Source organism: Campylobacter sp. CFSAN093246, assembly GCF_012889415.1.
GTDB classification, from domain to species: Bacteria; Campylobacterota; Campylobacteria; order Campylobacterales; family Campylobacteraceae; genus Campylobacter_D; species Campylobacter_D jejuni.
The window spans coordinates 369,755-389,352 of record NZ_CP040613.1; the positions used below are offsets into that span (position 1 = coordinate 369,755).

The following is a 19,598-nucleotide window of genomic DNA, read 5'->3' on the forward strand; positions in this document are numbered from 1 at the left end:
AGATGCGTGAGCTTATCGAAGGTTATTTGGGTAAGAGCATTGAGGGCAAAAAAAGTAAAATGCCTGCGAAATTAGACTTTATCCAAAGCGCCTCAGGGCTTTTTTTAGGTCTTTTTATGTGGGTGCATATGCTTTTTGTTTCTACAATTTTAGTCAGTGAGGATTTTTTTAATTCTGTGGTACATTTTTTAGAATTAAAATTTGTTTACGATAATCCTGTTATGAGTTATCTTACTTCATTTTTAGCCGCCTGTGTTTTAGTGGTTTTTTTCGTTCATGCTTTACTTGCAATGAGAAAATTTCCTATTAATTACCGTCAGTATCAAATACTAAGAACACACAGTAAAAAAATGAATCACAGCGATACTTCGTTATGGTGGGTTCAAGCTTTTACAGGTTTTATTATGTTTTTCTTAGGTTCTGCTCATCTTATTTTTATTGTAACCAATGCAGATAAAATCAGCGGCGATATGTCAGGAGATAGGGTTGTAAGCCATTTTATGTGGCTTTTTTATGCTGTTCTTTTAGTCTGTGTTGAACTTCATGGAAGTATAGGGCTTTATAGACTTTGTGTTAAATGGGGTTGGTTTGAAGGAAAAAATGTAAAAGAAAGTCGCAAAAAGCTTAAAACTGCTAAATGGATAATCAGTATTTTCTTCCTAGTTTTAGGTGTGTTAAGTCTTGCAGCATTTATAAAAATAGGTTATGAAAACTACCAAAATCAAACTCAAACTACTGCGATGATAAAAAACTACAATGGAGCAAATTATGAATATACAATATAGTGATGCTTTAGTAATAGGCGGAGGATTAGCAGGTCTTAGAGCGGCTATTGAAGTAGCAAAGAGTGGCCAAAGTGTAACACTTTTAAGTATTTGTCCAGTGAAGCGTTCTCACTCTGCAGCGGTGCAAGGAGGTATGCAGGCAAGTTTAGCAAATGGGGCAAAAGGTGAGGGTGATAATGAAGATCTTCACTTCGCAGATACAGTAAAAGGAAGTGATTGGGGCTGTGATCAAGAAGTAGCAAGAATGTTTGCTCAAACTGCGCCAAAAGCAGTGCGTGAGCTTGCGGCTTGGGGTGTGCCTTGGACTAGAGTTACTAAAGGTCCAAGAACTGTTGTAATCAATGCACAAAAAACTGTGATTGAAGAAAAAGAAGAAGCGCACGGGCTTATTAATGCTAGAGATTTTGGTGGAACTAAAAAATGGAGAACTTGCTATATCGCAGATGCAACAGGGCATTGTATGCTTTATGGTGTAGCAAATGAAGCTATTAAACATCAAGTAAAAATTATTGATAGAATGGAAGCAGTAAGAATTATCCATGATGGTAAAAAATGCTTAGGTGTGATTGCTAGAGATTTAACCAATGGACAACTCATTGCTTATATCGCAAGAGGAACTATGATAGCAACAGGGGGCTATGGTAGAATTTATAAACAAACTACAAATGCGGTAATTTGCGAAGGAACAGGTGCGGCTATCGCTCTTGAAACGGGACTTTGTAGACTTTCTAATATGGAAGCAGTGCAATTTCACCCAACTCCTATTGTGCCAAGCGGTATTTTGCTTACTGAGGGTTGTCGTGGCGATGGCGGAATTTTACGTGACGTGGATGGATATCGTTTTATGCCTGATTATGAGCCAGAGAAAAAAGAACTTGCAAGCCGTGATGTGGTAAGTCGTAGAATGATGGAGCATATTCGTAAAGGTAAAGGTGTAAAAAGTCCTTATGGAGATCATTTATGGCTTGATATTTCTATACTAGGTCGTGCGCATGTGGAAAAAAATCTTCGCGATGTGCAAGATATTTGTAAAACTTTTAATGGTATTGATCCAGCAGATGAAGGTCCAAAAGGTTGGGCTCCAGTTCTTCCAATGCAGCATTATTCTATGGGTGGAATTAGAACTAAACCAACGGGTGAAAGTCAATGGTTAAACGGACTTTTTGCTTGTGGAGAAGCAGCTTGCTGGGATATGCACGGATTTAATCGTTTAGGTGGAAATTCATGTGCTGAAACTGTTGTAGCAGGTATGATAGTGGGAGATTATTTTGCAGATTATTGTAAAAATAATGGTGAAGTAATTGACACAAATGTAGTAAAAGACTTCTTAACTAAAGAGTATCAATATTTAAAATCTTTAGTAGATAAAGAGGGTAAACATAATGTTTTTGAAATTAAAAATAGAATGAAAGAAATTATGTGGGATAAGGTAGCCATCTTTAGAACAGGTGAAGGTTTGAAAGAAGCAGTAGATGAACTTGAAAAACTTTATAAAGATTCTCAAGATGTTAAAGTACATTGTAAAGAACTTGATTGTGCAAATCCAGAGCTTGAAGAAGCGTATAGAGTACCAAGAATGTTAAAAATAGCACTTTGTGTAGCTTATGGAGCGCTTTTAAGAACAGAAAGTCGTGGGGCGCATTATAGGGAAGATTATCCAAAAAGAGATGATTTAAATTGGATGAAAAGAACCAATACTTTTTGGGTAGAAGGCGAAACATTACCACGCATAGAATATGAAGAGCTTGATATTATGAAAATGGAAATTCCACCAGCATTCCGTGGATATGGAGCTAAAGGAAATATTATAGAAAATCCTTTAAGTGAAAAACGCCAAGCTGAAGTGGATGCAATACGTGAAAAAATGGAAGCTGAAGGCAAAGGTCGTTATGAAATTCAAAACGCTTTAATGCCTTATGAATTACAAGCTAAATATAAAGCACCAAACCAAAGAATAGGAGTTGATTATGAGTAGAAAATTGACAATAAAGGCATTTAAATATAATCCTTTAAGCAAAATTTCTAAACCACATTTTGTAACTTATGAGCTTGAAGAAACTCCTTTTATGACGGTTTTTGTATGTTTGACTTTGATCCGTGAAAAAATGGATGCGGATCTGAGTTTTGACTTTGTTTGTCGTGCAGGGATTTGCGGATCTTGTGCAATGATGATTAATGGAGTGCCAAAACTTGCTTGTAAAACTTTAACTAAAGATTATCCTGATGGAGTGATAGAGCTTATGCCTATGCCTGCATTTAGGCATATTAAAGATTTAAGCGTGAATACAGGCGAGTGGTTTGAAGACATGTGTAAGCGTGTTGAAAGCTGGGTGCATAATGAAAAAGAAACTGATATTTCTAAACTTGAAGAACGCATTGAGCCAGAAGTTGCGGATGAAACTTTTGAACTTGATCGTTGTATAGAGTGTGGAATTTGTGTAGCTTCTTGTGCAACTAAACTTATGCGCCCAAATTTCATAGCTGCTACAGGACTTTTAAGAACAGCTAGATATTTACAAGATCCGCATGACCATAGAAGTGTGGAAGATTTTTATGAATTAGTAGGCGATGATGATGGTGTTTTTGGTTGTATGTCATTGCTTGCTTGTGAAGATAATTGCCCTAAAGAATTACCTTTGCAAAGTAAAATCGCTTATATGAGAAGACAACTTGTCGCTCAAAGAAACAAATAAATCTTTCCCCTTTTTAAGGGGAAGATTATGAAAGAATTATTCCAAAAAATTTGGCAAAATGAACTTCAATTTTTAAATTTTGATGCTAAATTTCAAGATAAAAGCAAACTTGATACGGCCGAGTGTGCGATTATTTTAAGTGTCAATAAAGACAATTATGAAAGATATTTTCTCTTAAAAGAATTTCAAGAGCTTTGCAAAAAAATTGATTTAAGAGTGGATATTTTTAGTATACAAAATGCTCAAATTTGTATTTTAAATTTTTTTAAATCAGGTTTTATTTCAAAGCAAGATTTGCTTAAGGCTCTAAAAATTTTAGAAAAAATTTCAAAAAATACTGAAATATTTGATTTTATTTCACAAGAAAAAGTTCAAAGTATAGATCAAAAAGCTTTATTTCAAAATGATTTTAAAGAATTAAACACCATTAATTTAGAGCTTCAAAAGCTAAGTTTTGATGAAAATTTAAAATCAAGACTTCAAAAAACTTTGGAAAAATTTCAAAATTTAGAGTTTAATATAGCCATCACTGGCGTGATGAATGCAGGAAAATCAAGCCTTTTAAATGCTCTTTTAAAAGAAGATTTTTTAGGGGTTTCAAACATACCTGAAACAGCTAATTTAACAGTATTAAGCTATGGTAAGAGTGAAGAAGCAAAGATATATTTTTGGGATAAAAAAGAATGGCAAAATATACTTGAAAGTTCGCACTTTAATGCAGATTTAAAAGAATTTATTGATAAGCTGGATAAGAGTGTAAATATAGAGGATTTTATCAAGGATAAACCTTTAATACAAAATATCGCACTTTGTGAACTTAAAAATTTCAGTTCAGCTAAAAATAAAATTTCAGCTTTAATTAAAAAAATAGAAATTAAAAGTCATTTAGATTTTTTAAAAAATAATATTTCCATAGTTGATACTCCAGGGCTTGATGATGTTGTAGTCCAAAGAGAAATTGTTACAAATGAGTATCTTAGAGAAAGTGATTTTTTAATTCATTTAATGAATGCTTCTCAAAGCTTAACTCAAAAAGATGCAGACTTTTTGGTGCATTGTCTTTTAAATTCAAGGCTGAGTAAGTTTTTAATTGTTTTAACTAAAGCGGATTTGTTAAGCAAAAAGGATTTAGAAGAAGTCATTGTTTATACCAAAGAAAGCTTAAAATCAAGACTTGTGGATTTAGATGAAAATTTGGTGGAAAAGATTGATTTTTTATGTGTGAGTGCTAAAATGGCAAGTGATTTTTATAAGGGTTTAGCACCTAAGGAAAGTTTGCAAAAAAGTGGTATGCAAGAATTTGAAAACTATCTTTTTAACGAGCTTTATGCAGGAGAAAAAAGCAAGATTGCCTTAAGAGCTTACAAAAAAGAATTACATTTGGAACTTAAAAATATTCTAAGCAAATATGAAATGCAAAATCGTCTTATTAAGGAGAATAAACAAGGTGTAAGTGAAGAAAATCAAAAGCTTTTACTTGAACTTCAAAAGCAAAATATCTTATTAAAAGAAGCACAAGATGAAATTTCAAATTCCATTGTAAAACTTAAAAATATAGATAATGGTATAGATAATCTTGTTTTACTTTTGGCTAAAAAATTAAAAGAACGCTTGATAGATGAGTTTAAATATTTAAAAAATAATGCACAAAAGCTTAATCTTTCTCGTATTTTAAATATAGTTGATATTACTACAAAAGATGGGATTAATGATATTTTAAGAGAAATTAAATTTGAAAATATTAAAAAAATCGAGGAGCTTAAAACAAATTTGTCTTTAAAATATGATTTTTTAAAAGATGATTTTGATAATGGTTTTGAAGGTTTTAAAGATGGAATTTCAAAAAATATAGATAGTATTTTTCAAAGTGAAAAATTTGCACTTTTAAGATTGAAAATTGAAAAATTAAGCAATTTAAAATCAGATTTATATGAGCTTGAAACGAATTTAGATATGGTTATTTTTGATACTTTTAAAGAATTTAAAATGAGCGAAATTTTAAATTCTTTAAATATCAATGGAGCATTTTTTGAGTTTTTAAATGATAAATTAAAACATTATGAAAAAAATCAAAAATCAAAATTAGAAAGTCTTGAAAAAGTTTTACAGAGTCTGAAAAATCAAGATATTAATATTTTAAATTCTTTTGAAGAAAATTTAGAAAAAATTGAAAAATTAAAACAACTTGAAATGGGGCTTTTAAATGCAGATTAATCTTTTAAATGATTTTATAAAAGCCTATGAAAATACTTATAGTGTGAGTTTTGATGATAGTTTTAAAGGGCGTATTCAAGAGCTTTGCAAGGAACTTAATGAGCCTTTTATGCACGCAAGTTATGCTTTAGAAAATGAATTAAAAGAGCTTGTGTTTTCTTTGGATAAGAATGTTAATATCGCTATTATAGGGCAGTTTTCAAGCGGTAAATCAAGTTTGCTAAATTTGATCTTAAGGCGTGATTGTTTGCCTACGGGTGTTGTTCCTGTTACTTTTAAACCTACTTTTTTACGCTATGCAAAAGAATATTTTTTAAGAGTAGAATTTGAAGATGGAAGTGATATTATCACAAATATAGAAAAATTAGCCTTTTATACGGATCAAAGAAATGAAGTAAAACAAGCAAAAAGTTTGCATATTTTTGCACCCATTCCTTTACTTGAAAAAATCACTCTTGTAGATACTCCAGGTTTAAATGCAAATGAAAATGATACTTTAACAACTTTTGATGAGCTTAAAAATATTCATGGGGCGATTTGGTTAAGTTTAATTGATAATGCAGGTAAAAAAAGTGAAGAAGATGCCATAAAAGCAAATTTAGAACTTTTAGGAGAAAATAGCATTTGTGTATTAAATCAAAAAGATAAATTAAGCGCAGAAGAGCTAGATAATGTTTTAAATTTTGCAAAAAGTGTGTTTTTAAAATATTTTAATGAGCTTATTGCTATTTCTTGCAAAGAAGCTAAAGATGAGCAAAGCTATGAAAAATCTAATTTTCAATCTTTGCTTGATTTTTTAACTCAGCTAGATACAACAGCTTTAAAAGAAAAATTTGTTAAAAGAAAAATTTTAAATTTATGCGAAATTTTAGAAGATGAAAACCAACTTTTTGTAGGTATTTTTGATCGTTTATTAAATCAATTTCAAAGTTATGAAAAGCATTTACTTTTAGCGTATGAAAATTTTTTAAAAGAGATTGAAATTTTAAATCATCAGATTTTAGAACAGCTTAAAAGCATTAGCGAAAGAATTTCTAGTGAAATTTTTGCAAGTGTTAAGGAAAAAGATGCTTATTTTTACAAAGAAAGCAAAGGATTTTTAAAGAAAGATTTATACACAAGATATGATTATAAAGCGCCTTATATTTCAAGCGACGATGCTTTTTTGGCGATGTTTTACAATAGTGATGTAATGAGTAAAGAGTTTAAAAAAATCAAAAATGAACTTTATAAATCTTTTGAAGAAATCAAGATGAAATTAAAAGATTTTATAAACATACTTGAAAGAGAAATTTTGCTTTTTAAAGCAGAATTTTCAAACATACAAAAAGATCACATTTTCCAAAGTGATAAAAATTTTAGTGAATTAAGAGCTTTTTGCAATGCAAGTGATGAGTACTTTTTGAAAGATTTTAAGGAGCTTTTATTTAAAAGTATTTTAGAGCTTGATTTATTTTTTGAAAAATTAAATCTTAAGGCTTTTACAAATTATGAAAATGCTACGAAACTAAGCCTTGCATTTTTTAGTCGTAAAATCAATGAAAGCCGTGTTCTTTATGAGCTTGATAGTTCTGAATTCGTACTTTTTTATCCTAAAAAAAGCGAAATTTATGAAAGAGTTTTAAATGAATTAAATGTTTATGAGTTTGAAACTTTGCTTATTAATAAGCCTATTTTGACAAAAATTGCAAAAAATTTTTTAGAACAAAGTCAAAATTTAATCCAAGAAAAAAATAAATTTTTAGATCTTAAAAAAGCAGAACTTCAAAAAAGAAGAGTACAGATTTTAAATGTTAGAGAAAGTATAAAGGAAGATTAATGAGAATATTTTTAGCTTTATTTTTATTTTTTAATTCATTACTTGCATTAAGTGAATTAGAAGAAGGTTTAAAACTTTATGAAGCAAATAAATTTGATAAAGCTTATGAAATTTTTAAAAGCCTTTGTGAAAAAGATATTTCTAAAGCTTGTTTTTCTTTAGCTTTTATGTACGAAAGTGCTAAGGGTATGAGTAAGGATTTAAATCAAGCTTATAAATTTTATGATAAAGCTTGTAAATTGGGTTTAGCAAGTGCGTGTTCTAATATGGCTTTGCTTTTGCAAAATCAAGGTTATAAAAATGAAGCTCTTTTGGCTTTTAATAAAGCTTGTACTTTAGGAGAATCGTTAAGTTGTAATAATATAGCTTTATTTTATGAAAAAGAAAAAGATGGACAAATGGCCTCAAGTTTTTATAAAAGATCTTGTGATTTAAAAAATGCAAGAGCTTGTTATCAATTAGGGTCTTTATATGATAAAGGAGAGCTTGTTAAAGCAAGTGTAAAATCTGCCCTTGCTTTTTATTCTAAATCTTGCACTTTAGGTTTTGGTGAGTCTTGTTATTTGTTAGGACGCTATAATCAACTAGAAAAACAAGATTTAACAAAGGCAAAAAGATATTTTGGTATGGCTTGTGATCAAAAACATCAAGAAGCTTGTGCAGCTTATAAAGAACTTAATTCTAAAGATATAGAGCTTTATTAAAAGTTCTATTTTCATTACTTTCAAAGATATTCTTAAATAAAATTAAGAATAACACAAAATTTATCGCTTTTTAAAGTTAAATTTATATTAATAGGGCTAATATAGTCTTATTTAAATTATTATCAAGGAGAAGTAATGCAAGACAATATTATTGATCGCAGAAGCTTTTTTAAACTAGGGCTTTTAGGTGGTTCTGTAGTAGCAGCTAGTACTATAGGTGGCGGTGCTGTTTTAAAGGCAGCAGAACTTACGCATTCGCATCAAGCTTCACAAGGAAAATCAAATAAAGTTAGAGGTAGAATGTTTTTTCAAACTCAAACTGAATTTGATACCTTAAGTGCAGCCTGTGAAAGAATTTATCCTAAAGATGAGCAAGGAGAAGGAGCTATAGGTTTAGGCGTACCTTATTTTATCGATAATCAGCTAGCTAGTGCTTATGGTTATAATGATAGAGAATATATGCAAGGACCTTTCATTGAGGGTAAAGCTGAACAAGGCTATCAAACTCCTATGCAACGCAAAGATATTTTTTTAGAAGGTGTGCATGCTCTTGAAGAAAATGCTCAAAAGCGTTATAAAAAATCTTTTTCTCTGCTTAAAGGTGGAGATCAGGATAAAATTCTAAGCGATTTTGAAAAAGGAAAAATTCAAACTACGGGTTTTAAATCTTCTTATTTTTTCACTCTTTTAAGAGATATGACAGTAGCTGGAGTTTTAGCTGATCCAATTTATGGCGGAAATGATAATAAAAATGGTTGGAGAATGATGCAATATCCAGGCGCACAAATGAGCTATGTGGATAAAATTGCAAGTGATGAATTTTTTAACATTGAACCTATGAGTTTAGCAGATATGGAGAGTTAAAATGGCTGAAGTATTAAAAAAAGTAGATGTGGTAACAGTTGGGGCAGGATGGACTGGAGGTATAGTGGCTGCAGAGCTTACTAAAGCAGGTTTGAATGTACTTAGTTTAGAACGCGGACATATGCAAAGTACTGAAAATTTTAATTTTATCCATGATGAGTGGAGATACGGGATTAATTATGGTTTGATGCAAGATTGCTCGAAAGACACTGTGACTTTTCGCCATGATCCTAGTGGTTTAGCCTTGCCTTATCGTAAAATGGGTTCGTTTTTATTGGGTAATAATGTTGGCGGTGCAGGGGTGCATTGGAATGGTTGGACTTTTAGGTTTATGCCTTATGATTTTGAAATTCAAACCCTAAGCAAACAAAGATATGGTAATAAATTAGGTAATGATTATACCTTGCAAGATTGGGGTGTGACTTATAAGGATATGGAGCCTTATTATGATAGATTTGAAAAAACCTGTGGGGTATCAGGTGAGCCAAATCCTTTAGCGGAAAAAATGGGAGCTTTTAGATCCAGTCCTTATCCACAAGAACCTCTTGAAAATACTAAAATGCTTAAACGATTTGAAAGTGCAGCAAAAAGTTCAAATTTACACACTTATCGTTTGCCAGCTTCAAATTCTAAAGGTGGCTATACAAACCCTGATGGTCAAGATTTAGCTCCTTGTCAATACTGTGCGTATTGTGAGCGTTTTGGTTGTGAGTATGGCGCAAAAGCAAGTCCTTTAAACACAGTAATTCCAAAGGCTATGAGCACAGGTAAATACACTATACGCACTTATAGCAATGTAACGCAAATTCTTAAAAAAGACGGAAAAGTAACGGGGGTAAAATTTGTCGATACTAGAACGATGAAAGAGTATATTCAACCTGCTGATATAGTTGTGCTTACAAGTTATATGTTTAACAATGCTAAGCTTTTAATGGTAAGCAACATAGGTGAGCAATACGATCCAAAAACAGGTAAAGGAACTTTAGGTAGAAATTATTGTTATCAAATGAACATGGGTACAACAGCTTTCTTTGATGAGCAATTTAACACCTTCATGGGTTCAGGTGCTTTAGGAACTACGAGTGATGATTTTAACGGAGATAATTTTGATCATTCTAAGGAAAAATTCCTTCATGGAGCTATGATTTATAGCGTTCAGCTTGGAACTCGCCCTATACAATCAGCCCCACTTCCAGCAGGAGCTCCAACTTGGGGTGCTGAATTTAAAAAAGCATTAAACTATAATTTCACAAGAGCTATTACCGTAGCAGGACAAGGTGCTTCTTTGCCTCATAAGAATAATTATTTAAGTCTTGATCCAACTTATAAAGATGCTTTTGGTATGCCACTTTTACGCTTAACTTATAATTTCACCGATCAAGATAGAGCTTTGCATAAATTTATCACAGATAAAACAGCTGAGGTAGCAAAAAGAATGCAAGGAGTAAAATCAATCAAAAAAGGTGCTTATCTTAAGGATTATAGCGTTGTGCCTTATCAATCTACTCATAACACAGGTGGAACAACAATGGGTGCAGATAGAGAAACTAGTGTGGTTAATACTTATTTACAACACTGGGATGCGGATAATCTTTTTGTTGTAGGAGCAGGAAATTTCCAACACAATAGTGGATATAATCCAACTGATACTGTGGGAGCTTTGGCTTATCGCTGTGCTGAAGGTATTTTAAAATATCATAAAAGTGGAAAAAGCTTAGCTTGATAATAACTTGAGAGTTTTTGAAAACTCTCAAGATTATAAATTTTTAATTTTCTGCCGATATAGTATAATATCAAGGAAGGCAAAAATGATTAATGATATAAATTCTTATTTAAACTACAATTATACAAAAAGGCAAATGGAGTTTGCTCTTGGAGGGTGGTATACAAGATGATTACTTTAAGTTCTTTTAATAGATATTTTGGAAATAATCCTCTATAGACACTTACTAAAATTAGAGATGAAAGTATTGAAAATGGAAATCCTGAGCTTACAAAAGAAGCAAGAGAAAAACTTGGTAATAGTTTTATAAATATGTACAAGGATTATGTGAAACTAAGCGATAAAGTAGAATTGGTTGAAGGATCAATAGAAGATAAACTTAGGAAAAATGAATTTTCAGAATCTGAGGTTAAAAGCTTATTTAAATGGATAGATGAAAATACAAAATCACCCCATTGGATGGAAGTTGATGGGGTGAGTTATGATGAAGCTTATATTAAAGTTTTTCATACAAGTAAAAATATAGACGAATTTAAAACAAAATATCTTGAGCTTCAACAAAAATATTTAGTCGATTTTAGAAATATTAATTCATCGCAAAAAAATTCAGAAGAAAACAAAGAAGAAGCTTTTAAACCTATACAAGCAGAAAGTAAAAACAAAGAAACTTACAAAGATGATAGCACAAGAAACGAACTTGTAAAAAAACTGTTAGAAGGTAAATTTAGCACTAGTAAAGAATTAGAACTTCTTTTTGGTATGAAATTTAGTGATGATGATGCAGGAGAATTTAATAAAATCCTTTCTTTAAATTCTACACCAAAAAGTATAGATATAAAGGCTTGAAAATGCAAAAATTTAATTATAAAAAGGATAAAAAATGTTAAATATTTTACATACAAATTCAAGTCATCGTTTTCCATAAATGTATACCCAAGGAAGTTCATCAAATATATGATACTTTAAAGCTTATGGAACGGCAAGAATATACAAAAAATTAGAAGCCAAAAAAGAAGAGAAGCAAAGTAATACTACAAATGTGGATAAAGCAGATAATAAAAAAGATAAATTTTTAGACATGTCCGTTTAGTTTTAAAACAAAGCTTTATTTATAAGGAAGATTGGCATAAATTTTTTATTTAAATTAAGAATTTTAAGATGCGATATTGAATTTAATGTCGTTATTTTGTGAGTTTTGTTGATAAGTTCTAGCGACAAAATTTTTAAAGTCTTTATCAAAATTTGAATTTTTATCGTTGTTTTTTGAATCTTTATTTGTTTTTTCTAAGCTATTTTCTGAATTTTTGTCATCTTTTTCTTTATTTTCTTCTTCTTTTTCTTTGGTTTCTTCGGCTTTAAGCTTCATTGCTTCAGCTCTTGCTTCAAATTCCATTTTTGCAGCATTTGCTGCAACTTTATAATCTTGTGGGCTAGGATCAGCAGGAGCCATAGCTGCTGCTGCAATTTGTCTTGCATTGGCTATAGTTTCTTCTGGTGTGTTTCCTTTTTGCATGCTGATAGGAACTTCACCCGCTGTAGCATACATTTGATTATCAGGGCCTCTTGTATAAGTAAAACTTGCAGCACCTGCTAAGCCGCCGCCCGCTGCTTGATGCGCAGCTTCATGAGCCTTTACATTTCTATCGATACTTTGGAGTTCGCGAACTTGAGCTACTTCTTTTTGGCTTAGCTCTACGCCATTAACCATTTGGGTTTGTTCGCCATTTTTTTCTTTATCATCTTTATTTTCACTAAGATTTTTTTCATCTTTTTGAGTGGAATCAGATTGATTTGTTTTATCAAAAGAAGGTTTGCTAGAGTAGTAATCATAAGAGTTATAACTTGAACTAATTTGCATTTATCCTCCTTTTTGTTTTTTAAATTTTTAGGAATTTTAACGCATTTTGACTTAAAAATTTGATAAATTTTGTAAAATAATCATAAATACAATTTCAAAGGAATGTAATGATTTATGAAAATGATTTGATTTATATAGAGAAAGAGGAGGCTCAAGTGCCTTGGCTTAAAATTTTTACTAAAGAAATTTATAAAGAATTTAGCGATTGTCCTTTAGAGTTGCAAAAGGAACTTTTTGAAAAAATTTTATTTTGTGAAAAGGCTATGATAGAATTTTACAAACCTGAAAAAATCAATATCGCCTCTTTTGCAAATTATGTGCCAAGGGTGCATTTTCATGTTATGGCAAGATTTAAAGAAGATGCGTTTTTTCCAGAGTGTATGTGGGGAAAACAGCAAAGAGAAACAATAAAGCTTGATTTGCCTAAATTTGAAGAATTTGTAAAATTTTTAAATAGTAAAATTTTTTGATTTTTATTAATGATTTGTTATGTTTTATCTAATAAAATTTTTATATTGAAAATTACTATAAAAAAGGAAAAAAATGAAAAAAGTTTTATTGAGTTCATTGGTTGCGGTGTCTTTGTTAAGCACAGGTTTGTTTGCTAAAGAATATACTTTAGATAAAGCACATACAGATGTAGGTTTTAAAATCAAACATTTACAAATTAGCAATGTAAAAGGAAATTTCAAAGATTATTCTGCGGTGATTGATTTTGATCCTGCGAGTGCTGAATTTAAAAAGCTTGATGTAACTATAAAAATCGCATCTGTAAATACAGAAAATCAAACAAGAGATAATCACTTACAACAAGATGATTTTTTCAAAGCAAAAAAATATCCTGATATGACTTTTACAATGAAAAAATATGAAAAAATCGATAATGAAAAAGGCAAAATGACAGGAACTTTAACTATAGCTGGAGTTTCTAAAGATATCGTTTTAGATGCTGAAATCGGCGGTGTAGCTAAAGGCAAAGATGGAAAAGAAAAAATAGGATTTTCTTTAAATGGAAAAATCAAACGCTCTGATTTTAAATTTGCAACAAGTACTTCAACTATTACTTTAAGTGATGATATTAATTTAAATATCGAAGTTGAAGCGAACGAAAAATAATTTTTTAGTCTAAGAGTCTTGCTCTTAGACTTTGTAAATTTTTATCCAAATTTTCTTCACTTTCTTGCCAAATCAATTTAAAATCCGGTTTAAAATTTTCATTTTCTAAATTAAATTCCGTGTTTTTCAAGGTGGATTCTAAAAAAGCAAGATGATTTAAAGCTTGATTTTTATCATTAAAAATTAAAATAAAATCATTTTCTACGATAAAAATTTTTGCTCTAAAGCGTTTTAAAATTTTTGCAATTTGTTTTAAAATGAGTTTGGTATAGCTTTCTTTGGTATCTTTTAGTTCATTAAAATGAAGCAAGGCAATGATATAGTTGTTTTTTCCTTTTGTAAAGCGTGTAAGGCTTTTTTCATTGGGTAGCTTTGTTAAGGTGTCAAAAAAAGCTAACCTATAAGCGTGATTTAAAAGATAAAAACAAAAAACCAAACTTGCAAATTCAAAATATCTTATTCCTGCTCCTTCTTGGAATAAAAATTGAAAATACGCAGTAAAAAATGCGATAAGAAGATAATATTCTTTAGTTTTAAAGGTTTTGATAAAAATGAGTATTAAGCCGACTAAAAAAAATAAAAATCCTAATTCACTCACAGGTTTAAAAAAATCTAATGCAATAAAATGAAATTCTAAACCAGCACTATTAAAAGTAGTATTTCTAGGTAAAATGATACTTAAAATGCCTATAAAAATAAGGGTTGTAATTGAAGCGATATTTTTTTTATTTAAAATTAAAACATGATGTTTTCCAACGCAAAATAGAGTAAAAATCATAGGTAAAAATAAAGCTACAAATAAATTAGCTTGAAAAAAACTTGTATAAAAATAAGGCAACTTGGCTCCTAATAGCACTAAAGTTAAAAAGAAAATTTTTGAATTTTTAAAGTAAAAGGATAATACAAGTGCTGAAATTTCAAAAATAAAACTCAATGATATTAAAAAATCTAATAAAAACATTATCAAATCCTTGATTTTAATAAAAGTGATAATTGTATAGAAAAAAGCTTAAAAGCGGATTTTATTTAAATTTAGCAATTTCATCTTGTATGGTTTGTTCTATATGGAGTAATTCTTCATGAGTTTTTTTGCTATTATCTAAAAGTTCATCAAATTTAAAGCCAAGCATAACAATACGATATAAATTGGGTTTATATTTTCTCCAATTATATAAAGTGCTAACATCAATGTCTAGTTCATATGCCATATCACGCTTGCTCTTTTTTGTCATTTTTTACCTTAAAAATTTAGCCTTTAAAAAATTTTACATTAAAATTTCTTTATTAAAAACACTTGAAATATTCAATCTTTTATATAAAATATATTTAATATTTCAATATTAATTAAGTTATAGTATGGAATAATAGTTTTTATAAAATTTTTATTTAAGGAGAATTACATGGAAGGTGCAAGTGGCGGGTCTATTTTTGTAACAATATTATTGTTTGTATTATACATGTTGCCCGCTATTATTGGTTTGAGCAGAAAGCATTCTAATTGGCTGATAATTTCTTTGCTAAATTTGTTTTTTGGTTGGACTATTATTGTTTGGCTTGTTTGTTTAATATGGTCTTTTACGGGAAGTTTTAAGCAAACTATTATTATTAAAGAAAAAAATGAGAAATAGGAGAAAAAATGACAAAATTTTTAAGCATTTGTAGTTTAATTGCGATGTTGTTAAGTGGTTGTGGAAGTGATTTTCCTGGACAACCTAGCGATGTGGCTAGAGTTCAGCAAAACAAATATCCAAATGGAAATTTAAAAGAAGAAATTCCCTATAATAAAGATTCAAGAATACATGGGTTAAAAAGAGCTTTTTATGACAATGGTCAGCTAAGAGCTGAAGAAAATTATAAAAATGGAAAAAAAGATGGAATTAGCAGGGAATATTCTAGAAATGGGCAATTACTTGAGGAGGTGCATTTTAAAGATAATCGCGGATATGGTGATTTTGCAAGCTATTATGAGAATGGAAATATGAGAGCAAAGGGAAAACTACTTGGCTATAATGAAGATGGTATGCCAGAATTTGAAGGTAATTACAAGGAATATTATGAAAATGGAACTTTAATGTGTGATTATAATTTTGATAATAAAGGTAAATTTGATGGAGTACAAAAGCGTTATGATGAAAATGGCGCCTTAGAAGACGAAGAAAATTATAAAAATGGACTTAAAAATGGAGTCTTTAGAGAATATAAAAAAGGGGAGATTGTAAGAGAAGAAGAATATAAAAATGGTATTTTAGTAGCAAAACCTAAAAATTAGAGGAGTTTAGATATGTTTAAAAAAGTAATTTTATTTTTCTTAATGGGGTTTGCCTTGCTTCAGGCCAACTCATTAGACAAATGTGATAATACGGCAGTTGTTTCAAATCTTAAAGAAAAAATTCCTAGTGAAATTTTTAAAAATCTTTATGAATTATCCGGACTTAAAGCCCAAGAGATTGATTATGAAGATTATGCAAAAGGCCTCAAGGAAATAGCCAAGCATGATGGAATGGTAAATTACACTGATATGATCGAAATTAATTCCATTTCAAATTTTGATCTTAATTTTGATTCTTGTATGGCTACGATTAATGCTGCATTAAAAGGGGAACAGAGAAAAGGTCTTTGGAGTGTTGTTTATAAGGTTTCTAACATAAATCAAGTGAAAATTACAGATATAACTTATATCAATGGAGATTTCCAATAATATTTTTATTAAAGTAAGTCAATAGAATTAATTTCATGACTTACTAATATTTTATACTCAATTAATTTCAAGTCTTTTTTTGATACAATTTCTTAAAAATTTTTATAAGTAAAAAATTTAAGGAAAATCATGGTTGAAGTAAAAAATCTTACTATGCGTTTTGCAAATCAGCTTTTATTTGAAAATGTTAATTTAAAACTTGTTCGAGGACAAAGATACGGACTTATCGGTGCTAATGGTGCGGGAAAATCGACTTTTTTGAAAATTCTTTCAGGAGAAATTGAGTCAAGTAGTGGTGAAATAGTATTTGATGAAGGCTTGAAAATCGCAGTTTTAGGACAGGATCAATTTGCTTTTGAAAACTACACCATCAAAGATGCAGTGATGTGTGCAAATAAGCGTTTATATGAGGCCTTAAAAGAAAAAGAAAAGCTTTATATGAGCGAGGAATTTACTGATGAGATCAATGAGCGTTTAGGTGAGCTTGAGATAATAACGGCTGAAGAAGATCCAAATTATGATTGTGAAACACGTTGTGAAAAAATTTTAAGTTCTTTAAAGATTAAAGATTTCGATGCTTTAATGAGCACCTTACAAAGTGCGGATAAATTTAAAGTTTTGTTAGCTCAAGTTTTGTTTTTAGGTGCCGATGCGCTTTTTTTAGATGAGCCTACAAATAACCTTGATTTAGAGGCGATTTCTTGGCTTGAAAATGAACTTTTAAGACATGAAGGAACTTTGGTTGTCATCTCTCATGATAGGCATTTTTTAAATAAAATTTGCACAAGGATTTTGGATGTGGATTTTAAACAAATTCGTGATTTTGCGGGAAATTATGATGATTGGTATATGGCTTCAACGCTTTTGGCAAAACAAGCTGAGCTTAAACGCGATAAAACCTTAAAAGAAAGAGAAGAATTAGAAAATTTCATTCGCCGTTTTAGTGCAAATGCTTCTAAAGCAAAACAAGCCACAAGCCGTGCTAAGGCGCTTGAAAAACTAGAGCTTGAAGAGATTAAAATTTCAAGCCGTAGAGATCCTAGTATAGTATTTAGAACTAATCGTGAAATAGGTAATGAAGTTTTAGAAATTAAAGGTATAGGCAAGGCTTATGATAAACAATTGTTTTCAAATTTGGAGCTAAAAATAGAAAAAAATGATAAAATCGCTTTGATTGGGGCAAATGGTGTGGGCAAAAGTACTTTGGCAAAAATCATCGCCCATGCTATAAGTCCAGATAGTGGATCCATACATCTTGGGGCAACTATAGAGCTTGGATATTTTCCTCAAGATACAAGTAATTTAATTTGTGAAAATTTGAAACTTTATGAATGGTTGATGAGTGAAAAATTTAAAGATCTAGATGAAATCCGTAAGTGTTTAGGTAGAATGCTTTTTAGTGGCAGTGATCAAGAAAAGATGGCAGCAAGTTTAAGTGGGGGTGAAAAACACCGTTTAATGCTTTCTCGTTTAATGCTAGAGCGTCCAAATTTCTTGCTTTTAGATGAGCCTGATAACCATTTAGATCTTGAAAGTATTATTGCACTAGGTGAAGCTTTGTATAATTTCAAAGGTGTAGTGCTTTGTATCAGCCACGATAGGGAGTTAGTTTCTGCTTTTGCTAATAGAATTTGGCATTTAGAAAATGGTAAGCTTACGGATTTTCGTGGAACTTATCAAGAATTTTTAGGAGAAAATGATGGCTAAATTTAGAATTCAATACAGCGCAGGTTTTGGGCACTATACGCAAAATCACAAGGGTTTTGGACCTACGATTTATATAGAAGAGGTCGTAGAGTTTGATAATGGCAAGGATTATTTTGACTATATAGATTTTTATAAAACTTATTCAAAGAGCGATGATACTTATTTTCATATCAGTTTTTTAGAAGATAGACCTCTAAGCGATAAAGAAATCACCATTCGCAATGAATACCGCAAAATGCGTGATGAAAACTGTAAAAAAGCCAAGGAGGAATTTATAGCCAACAATGAGCTTGATGTGGAGCATTTGCCTACTCACCATGATTAAAAAACATTAATTTTTACATAAAAAGGAACGCTTTTTGCTTGTATAGTTTTTGCATATTTTGAAAGGAGAAAACTATGCAGGTAAATTATAGAACGATTAGCTCGTATGAATACGATGCTATTAATGGTCAGTATAAACAGGTGGATAAACAGATTGAAGATTATTCTTCATCTGGAGATTCTGATTTTATGGATATGTTAAATAAGGCGGATGAGAAGTCAAGCGGAGATGCTTTAAATTCTAGCAGTAGTTTTCAAAGCAATGCGCAAAACTCAAATTCAAATTTAAGTAATTATGCTCAAATGTCAAATGTTTACGCTTATCGTTTTAGACAAAATGAAGGCGAGCTGTCTATGAGAGCTCAAAGTGCTAGCGTTCATAATGATCTTACACAACAAGGTGCAAATGAACAAAGTAAGAATAATACTTTGTTAAATGATTTATTGAACGCAATTTAATCAAAAGCTCCATTTTGGAGCTTTTATATTTACTTGCAAGAATTTATAATTTCTCTATTTCAAAAGGTGCAAAATTTTTACAAAAAATTTCAAATTCTTGCTCCTCTTTTTCATTTAATTTGATATGTAATATAGCTTTGCAATCCTTAAAATCTTTTGTGAAATTAAAAGAATAAGTTTTTAAAAAATGTTCAAAACGATTTAAATTTTTTAAATCAATAGCAATGGTTGTATTTTTTTTCAATTCGAATGAAAGTAAAGAAGAATTATTTATCACAGCATTTGCTGCATCGCTATAAGCTCTTACAAGTCCCCCTGTACCAAGTTTTATACCGCCAAAATATCTTACAGTGATTAAAGCCGCATTGATAAGATCATAGCCCCTTAGAACATTTAAAGTTGGCATTCCAGAAGTTCCTTTAGGCTCTCCATCATCACTTTTATCTTCTACAATTTGATTGAAATCATTTAAAACACGATAAGCATAGACAAAATGAACGGCTTTTGGATGTTCTTTTTTTAGTGTTTCTATTAAAAATTTAAAATCTTTAAAAGGGCAAAGAAAAGATAAGAAAGTAGATTTTTTAATATCGATTTGTGTTTGAAAAATTTGATCAATAGTTTGCATTTTTGC

General features: G+C 30.4%; 20 protein-coding genes and 2 pseudogenes. 18 read left to right on the forward strand and 4 right to left on the reverse strand.

The features are described 5' to 3' along the window. Positions 1 to 2: 2 nt before the first annotated feature. From FBE87_RS01960 to FBE87_RS09345, 10 genes and pseudogenes are all read left to right on the forward strand, one after another. Positions 3 to 785, forward strand: coding sequence for a fumarate reductase cytochrome b subunit (locus FBE87_RS01960; RefSeq protein ID WP_002854660.1), 783 nt, complete (start codon positions 3 to 5; stop codon positions 783 to 785). Next, the gene (locus FBE87_RS01965) at positions 769 to 2,760 is read left to right on the forward strand and encodes a fumarate reductase flavoprotein subunit (RefSeq protein ID WP_002854193.1); all 1,992 of its coding nucleotides are present in this window, start codon (positions 769 to 771) and stop codon (positions 2,758 to 2,760) included. The genes FBE87_RS01960 and FBE87_RS01965 overlap by 17 nt, the downstream gene beginning before the upstream one ends. Beyond that, a complete protein-coding gene (locus FBE87_RS01970) occupies positions 2,753 to 3,478 on the forward strand; it encodes a fumarate reductase iron-sulfur subunit (RefSeq protein WP_002854302.1) in 726 nt (241 codons plus the stop codon). Before FBE87_RS01965 ends, FBE87_RS01970 begins: the two co-directional genes overlap by 8 nt. 27 nt (positions 3,479 to 3,505) lie before the next feature. After that, positions 3,506 to 5,692, forward strand: a complete 2,187-nt coding sequence (locus FBE87_RS01975; protein WP_100616603.1) for a dynamin family protein — start codon at positions 3,506 to 3,508, stop codon at positions 5,690 to 5,692. Continuing rightward, a complete protein-coding gene (locus FBE87_RS01980) occupies positions 5,682 to 7,511 on the forward strand; it encodes a dynamin family protein (RefSeq protein ID WP_100616604.1) in 1,830 nt (609 codons plus the stop codon). Before FBE87_RS01975 ends, FBE87_RS01980 begins: the two co-directional genes overlap by 11 nt. Then, on the forward strand, positions 7,511 to 8,215 hold the full coding sequence (locus FBE87_RS01985) for a tetratricopeptide repeat protein (protein WP_002860264.1): 705 nt from the start codon (positions 7,511 to 7,513) through the stop codon (positions 8,213 to 8,215). Before FBE87_RS01980 ends, FBE87_RS01985 begins: the two co-directional genes overlap by 1 nt. Positions 8,216 to 8,350: 135 nt before the next feature. Beyond that, positions 8,351 to 9,079 carry a gluconate 2-dehydrogenase subunit 3 family protein gene (locus FBE87_RS01990; protein WP_002855611.1) on the forward strand — a complete coding sequence of 243 codons (729 nt, stop codon included), beginning with the start codon at positions 8,351 to 8,353 and terminating at the stop codon, positions 9,077 to 9,079. A gap of 1 nt (position 9,080) precedes the next feature. Next, complete coding sequence (locus FBE87_RS01995; RefSeq protein ID WP_002872556.1) at positions 9,081 to 10,802, forward strand: GMC family oxidoreductase; 1,722 nt, start codon at positions 9,081 to 9,083, stop codon at positions 10,800 to 10,802. A 168-nt stretch (positions 10,803 to 10,970) separates the two neighbouring features. After that, positions 10,971 to 11,648: pseudogene (locus tag FBE87_RS02000) on the forward strand (hypothetical protein). Between the two features lie 34 nt (positions 11,649 to 11,682). Then, positions 11,683 to 11,892, forward strand: a pseudogene (locus tag FBE87_RS09345) (hypothetical protein). Positions 11,893 to 11,955: 63 nt separating this feature from the next. Here FBE87_RS09345 and FBE87_RS02005 read toward each other — a convergent pair. Further along, positions 11,956 to 12,660 (reverse strand): putative metalloprotease CJM1_0395 family protein, encoded by a 705-nt coding sequence (locus FBE87_RS02005; RefSeq protein WP_057097031.1) that lies wholly within the window; start codon positions 12,658 to 12,660, stop codon positions 11,956 to 11,958. 107 nt (positions 12,661 to 12,767) lie between these two features. On the opposite strand from FBE87_RS02005, the gene FBE87_RS02010 reads away from it, so the two are divergent. After that, a complete protein-coding gene (locus FBE87_RS02010; RefSeq protein WP_002858673.1) occupies positions 12,768 to 13,130 on the forward strand; it encodes an HIT family protein in 363 nt (120 codons plus the stop codon). A gap of 73 nt (positions 13,131 to 13,203) precedes the next feature. Continuing rightward, positions 13,204 to 13,776, forward strand: a complete 573-nt coding sequence (locus FBE87_RS02015) for a YceI family protein (protein ID WP_002855621.1) — start codon at positions 13,204 to 13,206, stop codon at positions 13,774 to 13,776. 4 nt (positions 13,777 to 13,780) lie between these two features. Here FBE87_RS02015 and FBE87_RS02020 read toward each other — a convergent pair whose 3' ends face one another. Next, the gene (locus FBE87_RS02020) at positions 13,781 to 14,710 is read right to left on the reverse strand and encodes a hypothetical protein (RefSeq protein WP_223209688.1); all 930 of its coding nucleotides are present in this window, start codon (positions 14,708 to 14,710) and stop codon (positions 13,781 to 13,783) included. A gap of 88 nt (positions 14,711 to 14,798) precedes the next feature. Next, the gene (locus FBE87_RS02025) at positions 14,799 to 15,008 is read right to left on the reverse strand and encodes a transcriptional regulator (protein ID WP_002858725.1); all 210 of its coding nucleotides are present in this window, start codon (positions 15,006 to 15,008) and stop codon (positions 14,799 to 14,801) included. Positions 15,009 to 15,176: 168 nt separating this feature from the next. On the opposite strand from FBE87_RS02025, the gene FBE87_RS02030 reads away from it, so the two are divergent. The 6 genes from FBE87_RS02030 (at position 15,177) to FBE87_RS02055 (ending at position 18,964) form a co-directional block, all read left to right on the forward strand. Further along, positions 15,177 to 15,404 (forward strand): superinfection immunity protein, encoded by a 228-nt coding sequence (locus FBE87_RS02030; protein WP_002855619.1) that lies wholly within the window; start codon positions 15,177 to 15,179, stop codon positions 15,402 to 15,404. 8 nt (positions 15,405 to 15,412) lie between these two features. Beyond that, the gene (locus FBE87_RS02035) at positions 15,413 to 16,045 is read left to right on the forward strand and encodes a toxin-antitoxin system YwqK family antitoxin (RefSeq protein WP_002818736.1); all 633 of its coding nucleotides are present in this window, start codon (positions 15,413 to 15,415) and stop codon (positions 16,043 to 16,045) included. Between the two features lie 12 nt (positions 16,046 to 16,057). Then, the gene (locus tag FBE87_RS02040; protein WP_052798898.1) at positions 16,058 to 16,474 is read left to right on the forward strand and encodes a hypothetical protein; all 417 of its coding nucleotides are present in this window, start codon (positions 16,058 to 16,060) and stop codon (positions 16,472 to 16,474) included. 129 nt (positions 16,475 to 16,603) lie between these two features. Continuing rightward, complete coding sequence (locus tag FBE87_RS02045) at positions 16,604 to 18,181, forward strand: ABC-F family ATP-binding cassette domain-containing protein (RefSeq protein ID WP_002858735.1); 1,578 nt, start codon at positions 16,604 to 16,606, stop codon at positions 18,179 to 18,181. After that, positions 18,171 to 18,506, forward strand: coding sequence for a hypothetical protein (locus tag FBE87_RS02050; protein WP_002859498.1), 336 nt, complete (start codon positions 18,171 to 18,173; stop codon positions 18,504 to 18,506). The genes FBE87_RS02045 and FBE87_RS02050 overlap by 11 nt, the downstream gene beginning before the upstream one ends. A 74-nt stretch (positions 18,507 to 18,580) precedes the next feature. Continuing rightward, positions 18,581 to 18,964 carry a hypothetical protein gene (locus FBE87_RS02055; protein WP_057097022.1) on the forward strand — a complete coding sequence of 128 codons (384 nt, stop codon included), beginning with the start codon at positions 18,581 to 18,583 and terminating at the stop codon, positions 18,962 to 18,964. Positions 18,965 to 19,007: 43 nt separating this feature from the next. Here the strand turns inward: FBE87_RS02055 and FBE87_RS02060 are convergent, their stop codons facing one another. Continuing rightward, on the reverse strand, positions 19,008 to 19,592 hold the full coding sequence (locus FBE87_RS02060; RefSeq protein WP_002858665.1) for a YigZ family protein: 585 nt from the start codon (positions 19,590 to 19,592) through the stop codon (positions 19,008 to 19,010). Positions 19,593 to 19,598 lie beyond the last annotated feature (6 nt).

Coding starts and splice junctions, on each gene's coding strand:
- FBE87_RS01960 (WP_002854660.1), top strand. CDS start 3: ATGCGTGAGCTTATCGAAGGTTATTTGGGTAAGAGCATTGAGGGCAAA.
- FBE87_RS01965 (WP_002854193.1), top strand. CDS start 769: ATGAATATACAATATAGTGATGCTTTAGTAATAGGCGGAGGATTAGCA.
- FBE87_RS01970 (WP_002854302.1), top strand. CDS start 2,753: ATGAGTAGAAAATTGACAATAAAGGCATTTAAATATAATCCTTTAAGC.
- FBE87_RS01975 (WP_100616603.1), top strand. CDS start 3,506: ATGAAAGAATTATTCCAAAAAATTTGGCAAAATGAACTTCAATTTTTA.
- FBE87_RS01980 (WP_100616604.1), top strand. CDS start 5,682: ATGCAGATTAATCTTTTAAATGATTTTATAAAAGCCTATGAAAATACT.
- FBE87_RS01985 (WP_002860264.1), top strand. CDS start 7,511: ATGAGAATATTTTTAGCTTTATTTTTATTTTTTAATTCATTACTTGCA.
- FBE87_RS01990 (WP_002855611.1), top strand. CDS start 8,351: ATGCAAGACAATATTATTGATCGCAGAAGCTTTTTTAAACTAGGGCTT.
- FBE87_RS01995 (WP_002872556.1), top strand. CDS start 9,081: ATGGCTGAAGTATTAAAAAAAGTAGATGTGGTAACAGTTGGGGCAGGA.
- FBE87_RS02005 (WP_057097031.1), bottom strand. CDS start 12,660: ATGCAAATTAGTTCAAGTTATAACTCTTATGATTACTACTCTAGCAAA.
- FBE87_RS02010 (WP_002858673.1), top strand. CDS start 12,768: ATGATTTATGAAAATGATTTGATTTATATAGAGAAAGAGGAGGCTCAA.
- FBE87_RS02015 (WP_002855621.1), top strand. CDS start 13,204: ATGAAAAAAGTTTTATTGAGTTCATTGGTTGCGGTGTCTTTGTTAAGC.
- FBE87_RS02025 (WP_002858725.1), bottom strand. CDS start 15,008: ATGACAAAAAAGAGCAAGCGTGATATGGCATATGAACTAGACATTGAT.
- FBE87_RS02030 (WP_002855619.1), top strand. CDS start 15,177: ATGGAAGGTGCAAGTGGCGGGTCTATTTTTGTAACAATATTATTGTTT.
- FBE87_RS02035 (WP_002818736.1), top strand. CDS start 15,413: ATGACAAAATTTTTAAGCATTTGTAGTTTAATTGCGATGTTGTTAAGT.
- FBE87_RS02040 (WP_052798898.1), top strand. CDS start 16,058: ATGTTTAAAAAAGTAATTTTATTTTTCTTAATGGGGTTTGCCTTGCTT.
- FBE87_RS02045 (WP_002858735.1), top strand. CDS start 16,604: ATGGTTGAAGTAAAAAATCTTACTATGCGTTTTGCAAATCAGCTTTTA.
- FBE87_RS02050 (WP_002859498.1), top strand. CDS start 18,171: ATGATGGCTAAATTTAGAATTCAATACAGCGCAGGTTTTGGGCACTAT.
- FBE87_RS02055 (WP_057097022.1), top strand. CDS start 18,581: ATGCAGGTAAATTATAGAACGATTAGCTCGTATGAATACGATGCTATT.
- FBE87_RS02060 (WP_002858665.1), bottom strand. CDS start 19,592: ATGCAAACTATTGATCAAATTTTTCAAACACAAATCGATATTAAAAAA.